General features: G+C 35.8%; 16 protein-coding genes. 8 read left to right on the top strand and 8 right to left on the bottom strand.

Annotation, left to right across the window (positions count from 1 at the left end; genetic code table 11):
- Nucleotides 1-350: 350 nt before the first annotated feature.
- From ACZQCL_RS01785 to ACZQCL_RS01820, 8 genes are all read right to left on the bottom strand, one after another.
- Nucleotides 351-761, bottom strand: a complete 411-nt coding sequence (locus ACZQCL_RS01785; RefSeq protein WP_412345060.1) for a FoF1 ATP synthase subunit delta/epsilon — start codon at nucleotides 759-761, stop codon at nucleotides 351-353.
- 2 nt (nucleotides 762-763) lie between these two features.
- Nucleotides 764-2,149, bottom strand: a complete 1,386-nt coding sequence (gene atpD, locus ACZQCL_RS01790; protein WP_003865654.1) for a F0F1 ATP synthase subunit beta — start codon at nucleotides 2,147-2,149, stop codon at nucleotides 764-766.
- Nucleotides 2,140-3,060, bottom strand: coding sequence for an ATP synthase F1 subunit gamma (atpG, locus tag ACZQCL_RS01795; RefSeq protein WP_227992367.1), 921 nt, complete (start codon nucleotides 3,058-3,060; stop codon nucleotides 2,140-2,142). The genes atpD and atpG overlap by 10 nt, the downstream gene beginning before the upstream one ends.
- The gene (gene atpA, locus ACZQCL_RS01800) at nucleotides 3,060-4,802 is read right to left on the bottom strand and encodes a F0F1 ATP synthase subunit alpha (protein ID WP_418584549.1); all 1,743 of its coding nucleotides are present in this window, start codon (nucleotides 4,800-4,802) and stop codon (nucleotides 3,060-3,062) included. The genes atpG and atpA overlap by 1 nt, the downstream gene beginning before the upstream one ends.
- Nucleotides 4,803-5,267, bottom strand: a complete 465-nt coding sequence (locus tag ACZQCL_RS01805; RefSeq protein WP_227992370.1) for a F0F1 ATP synthase subunit B — start codon at nucleotides 5,265-5,267, stop codon at nucleotides 4,803-4,805.
- A gap of 12 nt (nucleotides 5,268-5,279) precedes the next feature.
- Nucleotides 5,280-5,501, bottom strand: a complete 222-nt coding sequence (gene atpE, locus ACZQCL_RS01810) for an ATP synthase F0 subunit C (RefSeq protein ID WP_040466409.1) — start codon at nucleotides 5,499-5,501, stop codon at nucleotides 5,280-5,282.
- Between the two features lie 18 nt (nucleotides 5,502-5,519).
- Entirely contained in the window at nucleotides 5,520-6,203 is a 684-nt protein-coding gene (locus tag ACZQCL_RS01815) for a F0F1 ATP synthase subunit A (protein ID WP_227992372.1), read from the bottom strand.
- A gap of 258 nt (nucleotides 6,204-6,461) precedes the next feature.
- Nucleotides 6,462-6,815, bottom strand: coding sequence for an ArsR/SmtB family transcription factor (locus ACZQCL_RS01820; RefSeq protein ID WP_040466407.1), 354 nt, complete (start codon nucleotides 6,813-6,815; stop codon nucleotides 6,462-6,464).
- A gap of 139 nt (nucleotides 6,816-6,954) precedes the next feature.
- On the opposite strand from ACZQCL_RS01820, the gene ACZQCL_RS01825 reads away from it, so the two are divergent.
- The 8 genes from ACZQCL_RS01825 (at nucleotide 6,955) to ACZQCL_RS01860 (ending at nucleotide 15,288) form a co-directional block, all read left to right on the top strand.
- Nucleotides 6,955-7,173, top strand: coding sequence for a cation transporter (locus ACZQCL_RS01825; protein ID WP_227992373.1), 219 nt, complete (start codon nucleotides 6,955-6,957; stop codon nucleotides 7,171-7,173).
- Between the two features lie 90 nt (nucleotides 7,174-7,263).
- Complete coding sequence (locus ACZQCL_RS01830) at nucleotides 7,264-9,132, top strand: heavy metal translocating P-type ATPase (RefSeq protein WP_482481715.1); 1,869 nt, start codon at nucleotides 7,264-7,266, stop codon at nucleotides 9,130-9,132.
- Between the two features lie 87 nt (nucleotides 9,133-9,219).
- Nucleotides 9,220-10,089, top strand: a complete 870-nt coding sequence (locus tag ACZQCL_RS01835; RefSeq protein ID WP_227992375.1) for a phosphoribosylaminoimidazolesuccinocarboxamide synthase — start codon at nucleotides 9,220-9,222, stop codon at nucleotides 10,087-10,089.
- 189 nt (nucleotides 10,090-10,278) lie between these two features.
- Nucleotides 10,279-10,911, top strand: coding sequence for a dTMP kinase (gene tmk / locus ACZQCL_RS01840; protein ID WP_117925767.1), 633 nt, complete (start codon nucleotides 10,279-10,281; stop codon nucleotides 10,909-10,911).
- A complete protein-coding gene (locus ACZQCL_RS01845; protein ID WP_118115967.1) occupies nucleotides 10,904-11,818 on the top strand; it encodes a DNA polymerase III subunit in 915 nt (304 codons plus the stop codon). Before tmk ends, ACZQCL_RS01845 begins: the two co-directional genes overlap by 8 nt.
- Nucleotides 11,818-12,651 (top strand): regulatory iron-sulfur-containing complex subunit RicT, encoded by an 834-nt coding sequence (ricT, locus tag ACZQCL_RS01850; protein ID WP_482481718.1) that lies wholly within the window; start codon nucleotides 11,818-11,820, stop codon nucleotides 12,649-12,651. The genes ACZQCL_RS01845 and ricT overlap by 1 nt, the downstream gene beginning before the upstream one ends.
- Nucleotides 12,644-13,489 (top strand): 16S rRNA (cytidine(1402)-2'-O)-methyltransferase, encoded by an 846-nt coding sequence (gene rsmI / locus ACZQCL_RS01855; RefSeq protein ID WP_337930588.1) that lies wholly within the window; start codon nucleotides 12,644-12,646, stop codon nucleotides 13,487-13,489. The genes ricT and rsmI overlap by 8 nt, the downstream gene beginning before the upstream one ends.
- A 116-nt stretch (nucleotides 13,490-13,605) precedes the next feature.
- Nucleotides 13,606-15,288, top strand: coding sequence for an ABC transporter substrate-binding protein (locus ACZQCL_RS01860; protein WP_337619225.1), 1,683 nt, complete (start codon nucleotides 13,606-13,608; stop codon nucleotides 15,286-15,288).
- Nucleotides 15,289-15,489: the final 201 nt, after the last annotated feature.

Below are 15,489 nucleotides of genomic sequence, written 5' to 3' on the forward strand. Positions count from 1 at the left end.
ATTGCTTCAGGCTTTCGCTTTAGGGCTCTAAGTCTTTCCTTCCTACGCTTAACACTGTACCTCACGATACAATGCCCAAGGACTAGATACTGGCCTCTTTTGCTCCAAGAGTTACCAGGTCAGGAGTTTCACCTAACTAAATCAACTGCACCGAACTGGCGCACCATACAAAAAGACCTCCTTTCACTACAGTCAAACTATAGCATTAAGGAGGTCCTATTACACCGGTTGTCCGTCATGTTGCACCGATTCAAACGTCATTCGAAACCGGTATGACCGCTAGAGGCGCACCGAATTAGCCGTCAATTGCATATATCTTCATGAAAGGTATAGGCTATTTTATGTGTTTATTAATTAATGTGTTTATCTTTAAATTGTAAACGAGCTAAGGCTCTTGCTATACTGGCTTGTGACATATAATATTCACGAATGGATTGTTTCTGTCTCATTCTTTCTTTAGCACGTTCTAAAGATTCTTTGGCTCTTCTTGCATCTAGTTCTTCTTGTGTTTCACATGTATCAACTAAGACTTCAGCTTGGTTGTTTGAAAAGATCATGGATCCATAGCCACTAACGACTTCAATTTCAGAATTATCTTCTTTTCGGATTTTTAAAAGCCCAGGCGTAATTGCGTAGATTGTCTTGGCATGATGTGCAAGAAATTGTTTACTTCCATTGGGTGTGTGTATCGTTAATACTTGTGCTTTACCATTATAAAACACGTGATCACTAGCCATGATTTTTAAATCAAAAAGTTCCATAATTATACTTCTTTCGCTTTTTCTTTGACTTCTTCAATGGTTCCTACATTGAAAAAAGCACTTTCAGGATATTCGTCCATTTCTCCATCTAAGATTGCTTTAAAGCCTTTGATTGTATCTTGTAGAGGAACATATTTTCCCGGGATTGAAGTAAATTGTTCAGCTACGTGGAATGGTTGAGCCATAAAGTTACGTAAACGACGAGCTCTAGCTACAACGGTTTTATCTTCATCACTTAGTTCATCCATTCCTAGAATGGCAATAATATCTTGTAGTTCTTTATATTTTTGAAGGTATTGTAAAACACGTTGAGCTGTTTCATAGTGTTCTTCACCTACAATATCGGGTTGAAGAATTCTTGAACTTGATTCAAGTGGATCTACAGCTGGATAAATACCTTGTTCAACAACCTTACGAGATAAGACGGTTGTCGCATCCAAATGTTCGAATGTTGTTGCGGGAGCAGGGTCAGTTAAATCATCTGCAGGAACGTATACAGCTTGTACACTAGTAACGGATCCGTTTTTTGTGGAAGAAATACGTTCTTGAAGTTGTCCCATTTCATTAGCAAGTGTAGGTTGATATCCAACGGCGGAAGGCATACGTCCAAGTAAAGAAGAAACTTCTGATCCAGCTTGTACAAAACGGAAGATGTTGTCGATAAATAATAATACATCTTTATGTTCAACATCACGGAAATATTCGGCCATAGTCAGTCCGGTTTCGGCAACACGCATTCTGGCTCCTGGACTTTCATTCATTTGTCCAAAGACAAGTGCAGTGTTCTTGATTACACCGGATTCACTCATTTCAGTATATAAGTCGTTTCCTTCACGACTTCTTTCTCCAACACCTGTAAAGATGGAATAGCCTCCATGCTCACTGGCAATATTTCGAATCAATTCTTGGATCAGTACGGTTTTTCCAACGCCGGCACCCCCAAACAATCCAATCTTTCCACCTTTGGCATATGGTGCTAATAAGTCAATAACTTTGATTCCTGTTTCAAGAACTTCTGTGACAGGAGATTGATCTTCAAATTTTGGTGGTTTTCTGTGAATAGGCCAATATGTATCTGTATCAATCGCTTCTTTTCCATCGATTGTATCTCCCAAAACATTAAACAAACGACCTAAATTTTGTGTTCCAACTGGAATTTCAATGCCCATTCCTGTAGATAAGACAGGCATATCTTTTTGTAAGCCTTCACTAGGCGATAACATGATACAACGAACTGTATCGGTTCCAATGTGCTGCATAACTTCCATTACAACTTTTTTGCCGTGGTTATCAACCTGCAAAGCGGTTTGAATATATGGAAGTGGCGTTTCATCAAAATGTACGTCTACAACAGGGCCCATAACTTGTGTGATTTTTCCTATTTGCATGTGGATTGACTCCTTTTCTTCTTTTGTAGCTGTTGCCTTCTAGCTTTGGCACCAGCTGCAACCTCTGTTATTTCTTGTGTGATTTTTGCTTGTCTTTGACGATTGTATTGTAAAGATAAACTGTTTAATAATTCTTCACCGTTTTTATTTGCTGAATCCATTGCCTGCATACGCGCAAAGTTTTCGGATGCATAAGATTCAACAAGGGCACTATAAATAAATCCGGATAAATAATCAGGGATGACAATGTTTAATAATTCAGCAGGGCTAGGCTCCAACTGAATGGAGTGAATGGTTTGTCCACCAACTTCAACTTCCTGATTTAAACGATACAAAGGAAGTAACTGTTCAACATCGACCGTAAATTGATTGTGTTGATCCATACGTGTATAGATAATTAATACTTCATCGATTGTTTTTTCAGCATACAGTTCAAGCATTTTACTCGAAATGGATCTTGCACGACTCAAAGTTGGATTTTGCGCTGTATATAGAAAACTTTCTTCAACCGGAATGTGTCGTCTTAAAAAGTATTGTCTTCCAACTTCTCCAATCATATAGAGCTTATAGTTTGGGTGAGCCTTAATGATTTGTTCAGTGAGCTTTAAAACATTAAGGTTGTAGGCACCGGCCAATCCCTTATCTCCAGTAACACATATGATGGCCTTATTTTGATGTTTTTCATCAATATATTCTCGACTATCTAAGTAAGGGTGTTCAAAGTGATCAGGAAGATTTTGAAGGATCGTCAAAATCTGCTTTCGTAATGAGTAAAAATAAGGATCGGTATTTGCGGCTTTTTGTTTGGCCGTATTCATTTTGGTTGAAGAAATCATATACATGGCTTTTGTGATCTTCATAGTCGATTGAATACCATTCATTCGATCTTTGATTTCTCGGATTTGTGACATTATTCTTGTCCTCTATATTGTTTAGCTAGTGTAATGATTCTTGTTTTTAAATTGTCATCCAGTTTTTTAGTTGTATTGATCTCACGACTGATTTCACTGTGATTTTCATTAAACCAATCTAATAATTTTGTTTCTTCTTTTTTGACTTGTTTTGAATTCAAATCATCTAGAATTCCTGCGTCTGCAACTACTAGAATAATAACCATGTCTGCATGTGACATAGGGTGGTTTAAAGGTTGTTTCAAAAGCTCCATAAGTACTTGTCCGTGTTGAAGTTGTCGTTTTGTCGCATCATCTAAATCGGAGGCAAATTGTGTAAACTCCTTCATTTCACGGTATTGAGCTAAATTGATACGTAAAGATCCAGATGCTTTTTTCATGGCTTTAGTTTGAGCGGCACCACCGACACGGCTAACAGATAATCCAACATTAACAGCAGGTCTTTGTCCTTCAAAGAATAAATCACTTTCCAAGAAGATTTGACCATCGGTAATTGAAATAACGTTGGTTGGAATATATGCACTTACATCTCCATCTTGGGTTTCGATGATTGGAAGAGCTGTGATGGATCCTCCTGAATTTAATCTAGAAGAACGTTCTAGTAGTCTAGAATGTAAATAGAATACATCACCTGGATAGGCTTCACGTCCTGGAGATCTTCCTAGTAATAAGGAGATCGTACGATAGGCAACGGCATGCTTGCTTAAATCATCGTAAACAATAAGTACGTCTTTGCCTTGATGCATAAAGTATTCAGCTAGAGAAGTTGCAGAATAAGGGGCAATATATTGTAGGCTGGCTGAATCGGCAGCCGTAGAGTTTACAATAACGGTATATCCCATCGCATCATTTTTCTTTAATGTATTGACTAGGTTAGCCACTGTACTTGCCTTTTGGGCAATAGAGACATAAATACAAATACAGTCTTTTCCTTTTTGATTTAGTATAGTATCCAATGCGATTGAAGTTTTACCCGTTTGACGATCCCCAATGATTAATTCACGCTGTCCTCTTCCAATAGGAAACATAGAATCGATGGATAGAATACCGGTTTCCATAGGAGTTGTGACAGGTTTACGGTCAATAATGCTTGGGGCGGGTTCTTCGATAGGACGCATTTCAGCGGCTTCAATAGGACCAAGTCCATCAATTGGATTTCCAAGTGGATCCACGACACGTCCTAGAAAATTAGAGCTGACTGGCATACCTGCTTGTTTTTTTGTTCGAGAAACCTTTGTACCTTGACCAATAGTACCTTCTGTATCAAATAGAATAACACCGATGTTTTCGGTTGTGATATCGAGTACCATTCCTTTTGTACCATTCTCAAAAACAACAACTTCTCCATACATCGCATGATCTAGTCCCGAAATGGTTGCGATACCATCTCCAATTGTTTCGACATAGCCAACTTCATTTTCTTGGGAAGTGGCTTCAAATTGTTCGATAGCCTCTTTTAAAATGGACATAAGTGTTCCATCTTTTTTCATTTGAATGGCTTGATCCCTGGCAGCTTGAATTTGTTCTTGAAGCTGTTGTTGGCGAGAACGCGTAGACCAATCGTATTCATCGTTGTTTGCGCTTAGAATAAAGCCTCCACGTACACTTGGATCAATAGAGATGGTTAGTGTAATATTTTCGGCCTGGTATTTATTTTTAAGGAATGTCTTTATTTTTTCTTCTTGCGCTGCACTAGGCCTTGTTACACAGCGTAAGGTTGCGTTTAAATTTTCGTTGTTCATTTATTTCATTTCCTTTAAAAAATCATCATATAGTTTTTCATCGCTCTTTGTATTTGTGATTTTATCAGCCGCTTTATTAATCAAATCTGCGATTTCAGATTTAGCTTTTGCCTTTTCCTCATTGGCAGCTTCAATCGTTTTGGTGCGAGCTTGTTCAATCATTTCATCGGATTTTTTATTTGCATCCGCAATAATTTGTTCATATTCAAGGCTGGCTTTTTCTTTTGCATCCGCTAGCATGCCATCACAAATTGTTTGCATATTTGCAAGATGTTGATCTGCTTTATTTTTTGATTCAAGAGCTTCTTGTTTTTGTTGATTTGCCAAGGCAAAATCAGATTCTATTTCTTGTTTTCTCTTTTCAAGAATGTCATGTACTGGTTGAAATAGAAAATGTTTCATCAGTGCATATAAAATAAGTAGATTGATGATTGTCCAAAGAATATTGGAATCAATTCTTAACATAGATTATCCCACCTATTTCACCATTAAAATGATTAAAATACCTAATACAAATCCGTAGATGGCTGTTGCTTCAGCTAAAGCTGCACCAATTAATAAGGTACTACGAATTTTTCCGTGAGCTTCTGGCTGCTGGGCGATGGCTTTTACGGCACTGCTTGTCGCAAAACCAATACCTAATCCTCCACCAATAACGGCAAGTGCTGCCATTCCAACTCCGATTGCTGTTAAACTCATTTTTATTTCCTCCTAATTTTATTCTGTTTCTGTCGCTTCTGCGATAAATAGTGATGTTAAAAAGACGAATACATAAGCTTGAATGAATCCATCAAAGAAATCAAAGTACAAGCTAAATACAGTAGGTATAAAGACAGGAACGACCATTTTGATCATTTCCATAATGACGAAGGCACCAATGACATTACCAAATAGACGCATACACAGTGATAAAGGACGTGTAAACACTTCAAGAATATTGATGGGTGTAACAACGGCGACGGGTTGAGTAAAGCTTTTGATCCAGCCTTTCATGCCTTTAGCTCGTATTCCACTGATTTCAATCAATACAATGCTCATAAGTGCTAGTGCGATAGTGACATTCATATCTTTGGTCGGGGGTTTCATACCAAAGATACCAATGATATTCGCAAGACCTATATATAATAGGATGGTTGAAATGTAGGTACTGTATTCTTTGGCATTTTCACCAAGCATGGAGATTGTGAATTTATCTAGCCATATGACAATACTTTCCGCTACAATTTGTTTCTTGCCTGGATTATGAACTTTGAGTCCTCGTGTTAACCAAGCAGAAAGTAAAACAAGTATAGCCATGACAACCCATGTGATGACAACCGATTCACTAATCGCAAAGGGACCGATAGTAAACGCGGTGTCAACGTTTAACTGATCAAGTAGTTCTTTTGTGAACTCTTCCATAGCTCCTCCTTTCGAAACAATAAAAAAACGATGGAGATAATCCGTGAATTTACGAATTAAGACAAAATTCGTTTTTCTATAAGCTCGTATTTTAGTTCTCATGATTTTGAAATTCAAGTCTTTTTATCAATGTAAACGTTATCTGTTTTGTATGATAATGCTTTTATATGTTGTGTACATATGGTATATATGTCTGAATAACATAATTGACTTTGTTTTACGGTTAAATCAAAAAAAAAGGAAGAATCGATCTTCCTCTTAATGTTCCTTTGTATGATCAAAAGCCATGCCTAGAATGGTTTCAATATGTTCATCATCTAATGAATAGTAGACTGTCTTTCCTTCTTTTCTAGATTTGATGAGTTTAGAAAGGCGTAGTGCCTTTAATTGATGTGATACGGCAGATTTTGTCATATCGAGTACGTTGGCTAAATCCGATACGCACATTTCGCTTTGTTGAAGGGATAATAAAAGCTGAAGGCGTGTACTATCACCCATGACTTTAAAGAAATCTGATAGGTTCATAATTTCATCAAAGGCCGGCATGTTTTCTTTTACTTCTTGTACTAATTCTGTATTTTTAGGCTTGCAGTCACAATGTGTACCAATCATATGTTCTCCTTTTTTCTTTATTATAGTTGAATGATTGAACAATTGTCAAAAAGTTATTGACATCATGTATGAATCCTATATAATGAAAGTGTAAAAGGTTGAATACATGTTCAACTATTCAAATGTGGAGGAAAATAATATGAAAAAGAGTTATAAGATTGATGTAGATTGCGCAAACTGTGCAAACAAAATGGAAGTAGCTGCTAATAATACAGAAGGCGTAAAGAATGCGGTTGTAAACTTCATGATGTTAAAGATGAATGTTGAATTTGAAGATGGAGTTCAACCTAAAGAAGTCATGGCTCGTGTTTTAGAAAATTGTAAAAAAGTAGAAGATGATTGCGAAATTTTCTTTTAATGAAAAGTAAGATGCGAAAGCATCTCTATTTTTCAATTATTATAGTTGAATGATTGAACAATTAATGTTTTTGGAGAGGTAGAGATAAGTATGAACAAGAAACAGAAGAAGATGTTAAAGCGAATTATTGTTGCGAGTATTCTTTTTATTATAATTAAGGTCGCAAAACTACCCGAATATATTGAAATTCCTTTGTTTCTAGTGGCCTATCTAGAAATTGGTTATGATATTCTTCTTAAGGCTTTTAAAGGAATTAGAAATCGTCAGGTATTTGATGAGAATTTTTTGATGGCTGTCGCAACAGTAGGTGCTATTGGTTTGAAATCTTTTGATGAAGCAACAGCTGTTATGTTGTTCTATCAGATTGGGGAATGGTTCCAGAGTTATGCGGTAGGTAAGAGTCGCAAAAACATTACGGAATTAATGGATATTCGTCCGGATTATGCCAATGTTGAAGATGAGGATGGAAATCTTGAACAAGTAGATCCGGATGAAGTTGAGATTGGTACAATTATTGTGGTTAAACCTGGTGAAAAAGTGGCTATTGATGGAATTGTGGTTGAAGGAAGTTCTACTCTAAATACAGCGGCTTTAACAGGGGAAAGCTTGCCTAGAGAAGTGAGTGAAAATGATGAAGTAATCAGTGGCTGCATCAATATGACTGGCTTATTAAAAATTAAGACAACAAAAGAATTTGGGGAATCTACTGTATCAAAAATTTTGGATTTGGTTGAAAATGCGTCAAGTAAGAAATCTCGTTCAGAAGCGTTTATTTCCCGTTTTGCGAGAATTTATACGCCAGCCGTATGTTATAGTGCTTTGGCATTGTTCTTACTTCCACCAGTATTCAATTTGATTATGTCAAATCCTGCTGACTTTGGCACATGGCTATATCGTGCCTTAACATTCTTAGTTATTTCTTGTCCATGTGCATTGGTAATCAGTATTCCTTTGAGTTTCTTTGCCGGAATTGGTGGCGCCAGCAATCAGGGCGTTTTGGTTAAAGGATCTAACTATTTAGAGGCTTTGGCATCCTGTAAATATGTTGTATTTGATAAAACAGGTACAATGACACAAGGTGTATTTGAGGTGGCAGGGATTCATCATGCGACTATTCCAGAAGAGAAATTATTAGAGTATGCGGCAATGGCTGAAAGTTATTCGACGCATCCTATTTCTAAAAGTTTATTAAAGGCGTATGGAAATACCATTGATAAATCTCGTATTGAAAATGTAGAAGAAATAAGTGGTCATGGTGTTAAAGCTGTAATGGATGGAGTGCAAGTACTTGCAGGTAATGATAAATTAATGAAGATGTATAATATTCCTTATCAAGAATGTCATAGTGTTGGTACGATTGTTCATGTGGCTATTGATGGAAAATATGCAGGTCACATTGTGATTTCGGATATGTTGAAGCCTCATGCCAAAGAGGCCATTGAAGCATTGAAGAAGGCTGGCATTAAACAAACAGTCATGTTGACTGGGGATGTAAAAAGTGTGGCAGATAAAGTTGCTTCTGAATTACATATTGATAAAGTGTATTCGGAATTATTGCCTCAAGATAAGGTGAATAAAGTTGAAGAATTATTATCTTTAAAACAACCGAAAGAAAATCTTGCCTTTGTCGGAGATGGAATCAATGATGCTCCTGTATTATCAAGAGCTGATATTGGTATTGCGATGGGTGCTTTAGGCAGTGATGCAGCTATTGAGGCGGCAGATATTGTTTTGATGGATGATGATCCATTAAAGATTTCTAAAGCCATTAAGATCGCAAAGAAGTGTATTCATATTGTATATGAGAATATTTATTTTGCGATTGGTATTAAACTCGTTTGTTTGATTTTAGGTGCCATTGGTATTGCGAATATGTGGGTTGCGATTTTTGCGGACGTTGGCGTTATGATTATTGCCGTATTAAATGCGATTCGTGCATTAAATGTTAAAAATTTGTAAGGAAATCTTAGGATTTCCTTATTTTCATATTGTGTTAAATTTGTTTTAGTTGTATCTTTGTCTTGTACGCAGAAAAGGAGATTCGAGATGCAGGAATTAAAACCAATTAAAGAAGGAAAAGTACGTGAAATTTATGACAATGGGGACAACCTTATTATGGTTGCGACAGATCGTATCAGTTGTTTTGATGTAATTCTAAACAATGAGGTTACAAAAAAAGGAACTGTTTTAACACAGATGTCAAAATTCTGGTTTGACTACACAAGTGATATCTTACCAAACCACATGATTAGTGTGGATACAAAGGATATGCCGGAATATTTCCAACAAGAAAAATTTGAAGGAAAATCAATGTTATGCCGTAAATTGAACATGCTTCCAATCGAATGTATTGTTCGTGGTTACATCACAGGTAGTGGATGGGCTAGCTACCAAGAAACAGGAAAGGTTTGTGGTATTGAACTTCCAGAAGGATTACAAGAATCACAACAACTTCCAGAACCAATTTATACACCTAGTACAAAGGCTGAAATTGGTGATCACGATGAAAACATTTCTTTTGAACAAAGTATTGCGCACTTAGAAAAATACTTCCCAGGACATGGTGAAGAATATGCAACTAAGATCAAAGATTGCACGATCGCTTTATATAAAAAATGTGCTGAGTATGCTTTAAGCAAAGGAATTATTATTGCGGATACAAAATTTGAATTTGGTTTAGACGAAAATGGTAATATCGTTATTGGCGATGAAATGTTAACTCCTGATAGTTCTCGTTTCTGGCCTGCAGACGGATATGAAGCGGGTCATTCGCAACCATCATTTGACAAACAATTTGCGCGTGACTGGCTAAAGGCAAATCCAGGTAATGACTGGACACTTCCTCAAGAGATTGTGGATAAGACAATTGAAAAATATCTTCAAGCTTACACAATGTTGACGGGAAAAACATTATAATTAGGGAATACCCATAAGTTGAATGCTTATGGGTATTTTTTTGAAAACTGTATTTTTTGATGCCTAATTATATTTGAAAACCGTAAAATATGATGTTAATAACCACTTGAAAACCGAAGAACGCTATGTTTAAATGAGGAATAGATATTAGAAAATAATAATTATTGAATATATATGGTGAGGAAAAATATGAAACAAGGTGTATTTATAACATTTGAAGGAAATGATGGATCAGGAAAAACAACCGTATGTAAAGCGGTACAAGAAGAATTGATTAAAATGGGATACGACTGCATTTATACTCGTGAGCCAGGCGGAAGCAAGATTGCAGAATCCATTCGTAATATATTATTAGATGTAAACAATACAGAAATGGATGATCGTACAGAAGCATTATTATATGCGGCAAGTCGTAGACAACATTTAAAAGAAGTTGTTCTTCCAGCATTGGAAAATAAGAAGATCGTATTGTGTGATCGCTTCATTGATTCAAGTTTGGCATACCAAGGAATTGCACGAGGCATAGGTTTAAAAGAAGTATGGGATATCAATCAGTTTGCGATTGATGGATGTATGCCTGAAAAGACTCTATTTTTATCCGTTAGTGTAGAAACGGGTAAAAAACGTATGAATCTTCGTGGCGACTTGAATCGTTTGGACCAAGAAGAAAGTTCATTTCATAAAGCTGTGCGTCAAGGTTATGAAACATTAGTATCCATGTATCCAGAGCGTATTGAAGTGATTGATGCCGAGCCTTGTAAGGAAGAGGTTTTAAAAAGTGCCATGGAATGTGTCTTAAAGGTAATCAAAGAATATGAATAAAGAGTATCTAAAAAAAGCACAGCCAATCGTTTATCAGACATTGTCAAATGCTCTAAAAAACAAAAGAGTTGCGAATGCCTATTTATTTCACGGACCAAAAGGTTCAAGTAAATTAGAAACAGCCATCTTATTTGCACAAAGTATTGTGTGCGAACATACAGATTTTGATGGTTTTGCGTGTCAAGAATGTGAAAGTTGTAAACGCATAGAGAATGAAGAATCTTTAGATTACATGATTGTATCGAATGATCGTATTAAAAAGAAAGATATAGTGGATTTACAGGCGTTTTTTGAATCAACGAGTGCAGGAAAACAAAATGCCAGAATCTATATTCTAGATCATTATGATAAGGCTACGCCAGATGCTTCAAATAGCTTGTTGAAGTTTTTAGAGGAGCCAAGTGAAGGGATTTATGGTATATTAATTGCGGATGAAAAATCCAATGTATTACCTACTATTCAATCTAGGTGTCAGGCTATTCATTTTAAACCGGAAAGCTGTGAACACTTGTTGCTTGAAAATACAAGTGAAGAAAACGCGAAGATGTTGGCCGAATCTGGATATACGTATGATAAGGCTATTGAATTGTTGTCTTTGCCTGATTTTGAAGAGTTAAAACAAGTTGCACTTGAATATATTGAACATGCATCTTCTTTTGCACAAATTGAAAAGATGCAGACAGGTGTATTTGTGAATAAGTCTGAACGCATGAATAAGGATTGGATACAATTGTGGATTCAATGGATTTTATTCTATGTAAAAAATGATAGGGTAAATTTACCTTTAGAAAAAAAAGTAAAACTATATTCGATTTTGGTTGAGAATATGGATATGTTATATCGACCAGTCGATTTAGGTTTATTTATGGATAAGCTTTATTATGATATTAGGAAGGCTGTGATTTAGTGAATACAGAAGGAAAAGTAACATATAAATATATTGTTTATATTCAGTTTGAAGAATCAAAAAAAGCCTACACTTTCGGGTCAAATGTAAAATACTATACAAATGATATCGTTGTTGTAGAAACAGTACGTGGACAAGAATTAGGAAAGGTTTGTGTCCCTACCGTTGATTTTGATGCTTCCAAAGTAAAAGGAGATATCAAGCCGGTATTGCGTAAGGCAACACCCGAAGATATTAAGTGTAAAGAGGAAAATGTAGAAAGAGCTAAAGAAGCTATGAAGATTTGTCACGAGTGTGTCGCAAATTTGAAGTTGGATATGCATTTGATTAGTTCTGAATATACATTGGATCGTACAAAAGTTATTTTTACATATGTATCTGATGATCGTGTAGATTTTAGACAACTATTGAAAGATTTAGCACAACACTTACATTGTCGTATAGAATTAAGACAAGTGGGTCCAAGAAACAAAGCTAAAATTGTCGGTGGAATTGGAAACTGCGGTATGGAATGCTGCTGCTCAAGATTCATGTCAGATTTTGATACAGTATCAATCAATATGGCTAAAAACCAGTTGTTGGCATTGAATATTCAAAAGTTGAGTGGACAGTGTGGAAAACTAATGTGTTGTTTACGTTTTGAAAATGAAGAATATACAAGAATGCGTAAGGATTTGCCAAAAATCAATTCAACTGTGACATATAAAGACAAGAAGTATCGTATTTCAAGTATGAACGTTCTTCAAAAACAGGCTAAGTTAGAGAACAAAGAAGAAGTCTTGTTTGTGGATTTCCAAGAATTGTGGCCAGACAAGGAATTAAATAATGATTAGACAGAAGAGTTTTGAAACGGATGTTTCCACATTGTATTTGGTTCCTACACCTATTGGAAACTTACAGGAAATGACACCTAGAGCTTTGGATATTTTAAAAGAAGTGAGTGTCATTGCAGCTGAGGATACGCGTAACACAAAAAAACTTTTAATGGCATATGGAATTGATACAATATTGATGTCGCATCATGAACATAATCAACAGGTCAGTATTCCTAAAATCATTGAACGATTAGAAAATGGCGAAAATGTTGCGGTAGTTTCCGATGCAGGCTACCCTTTGGTTTCAGATCCAGGACAGAAATTAGTTCAAGAAACCATTTCGCATGGATTTAATGTGGTTTCTGTTTCAGGTGCCAACGCAGCTATGAATGCATTGGTTGCGAGTGGATTGAGTTGTTATCACTATTTGTTCTATGGCTTTTTAGACAATAAGAGTTCAAAAAGAAAGAAACAACTCGAAGAAATCAAAACAATTCCTTATACAACGATTTTCTATGAAGCACCTCATCGTATTGAGGATACTTTACAAGATATGTTGGAAGTATTGGGAAATCGTCAAATGTGTTTAGCTAGAGAACTTACAAAAGTGCATGAAGAATATATTCGTGGTACCATTGAAGAAGTGTTAGAAGTAGCGGCTACTTGTAAAGGTGAAATGGTTATTGTCATGGATGGCTTTAAACAAGATGACGTTGTATTTGATATGTATACAGCCATTACGAAAGTGGATGAATATATTGAATCTGGAATGCGTACAAAAGAAGCTATTGGTTTAGTTGCTAAAGAAATGGCTTGCAAAAAGAATGAATTATATGAAGCTTATCATAAAAGATAGGCTTTTTTCTTTTATATAAAGCAAATAATGTTGTTACAGAAATTAAATGTAAAAAACAATTGAATATGTTTCAGAAAGCGTTATAATGGTTTACATGAAAGAGAAGAGGAAGAGTTATGAATAAGAGAAGTGTATGTGCCTTAGGTATGGCATTTGTACTTGCAGGATGTTCTGCAGGTGGATCGGGTTCTGGTAAAGAACAAACATTAACAGTTGGATTGTTTACAGAAATGAATGGAGATTTTTCTCCTATGTATTATCAGACCGTTAACGATCACAATGTAGTTAACTTGGTATATCAAGGATTATTGGCATATGACAAGGATGCCAATTTAGTTCCAGAATTAGCAGAGGAACTACCTACTATTAGTGATGATGGAACAACAATGACATTTAAATTGAAGAAAGGTGTTAAATTTAGTGATGGATCTAAATTTACTTCAAAAGATGTAAAGGCAACGTTTAGCGTTATGGCTGACCCAAGTTATACAGGACGTTTTTCAAGTAATGTAGATTTCCTAAATGGATATAGCGAATATCATGATGGAGATGCTAAAGATGTCTCTGGAATTGAAACACCAGACGATTATACAGTTGTATTCCATATGGCAAAGCCAAAAATTGATGCAGAATCGACTTTGGGAATACAAAAAATTTGTAGTGCAAAAACATTGAAGTATAAGAAGGGAAAAACTTCAAATGTTGAAAAGAACAATAGTAATCCTATTGGAACAGGTCCTTATAAATTAAAATCATTCTCTAAAACAGAGGGAGCTTCATTGGATCGAAATGAAAATTTTGAAGCTGAGGATGGAGAATACCAAATTTCTAAGATTATGATCAAGAAAACGGAGACTTCGACTGAAATCAAAGAATTGGAAAATGGAACAATCGATTATATTCCAGATGTAGTGGAAGCGAATAAAATCAACACAGTAGCCAAAGACAAAGATAAAGGTTTGACTATGGATTCGTATCCAAGTGATCGTGAAGACTTCTTGTTTATGAATACAGCAGCAGGGGCATGCCAAGATCAGGCTGTTCGTCAAGCTTTGGCTTATGGATTTGATCGTGAAGCCTATATCGCAAGCTATTATAAATTAGATGATAAAGATGCTAAATTAGCATATGTACCAGGTTTGTTTGGTAACCCAGTATCTGGCGGAAATGGTGCATATGTTCGTGGTGAAGAAAAAGTAGATGGTGCTACTTACTATGATTATGATGTAGAAAAAGCTAAACAAATCTTAGATGATGCGGGATGGACTGTTGGTAGTGATGGTATTCGTGAAAAAGATGGTCAAAAATTAAGCATTAAGTTCTTGGCTACAAAAGAAAAAGATGCGATGGATACAATGATTCCTATGTTACAAAAACAATGGGGAGAACTTGGTGTCGACTTCAAGGCAAACACAATGGAATTTAATACAGTTATTGCAACTGTAAGTGATGATTCAGCTGTTGGTGATTGGGATGTATCTTATTTAGGAAACTCTTTTACAAGCCCTGAAGATACAAGCGTTGATTACTTTATTCAATCACAAGGTGTAAATAACCTTGCTCGTTTAAAAGATGATGAATTAGATTCATACTTAGCTGCAGGTGCTTATACAGCTGATAAAGATGCTTCAGCAGCTGCTTACTTAAAGGCTTATGTTCGTCAAGCGGAACTATGTGCATACTTACCAACAGATGGTGTACAAACATATTGTTTGCGTAATAAGAAAGTAAAAGGTTTGAATACATCTTCTACACTTATTTGGTCAGAATCAATGGCTACAGCTTATATTGATGATTAATAGTAAAAGGGGCTATAACAGATAAAAACGTTTTAGTTTAAAAAAGGACCGAATATTCAAGACTTAAAAAATCTGAATATCGGTCTTTCTTTTATTTGTGCAAAGACACATTTAATAAAACAGGATATAGACATCATTAATGTCAAATAGACTTGTACAATTTACCTGTAAGTGAGGTAATGAAACATGTGTACAGAATTT

The organism is Holdemanella sp., from assembly GCF_056804935.1.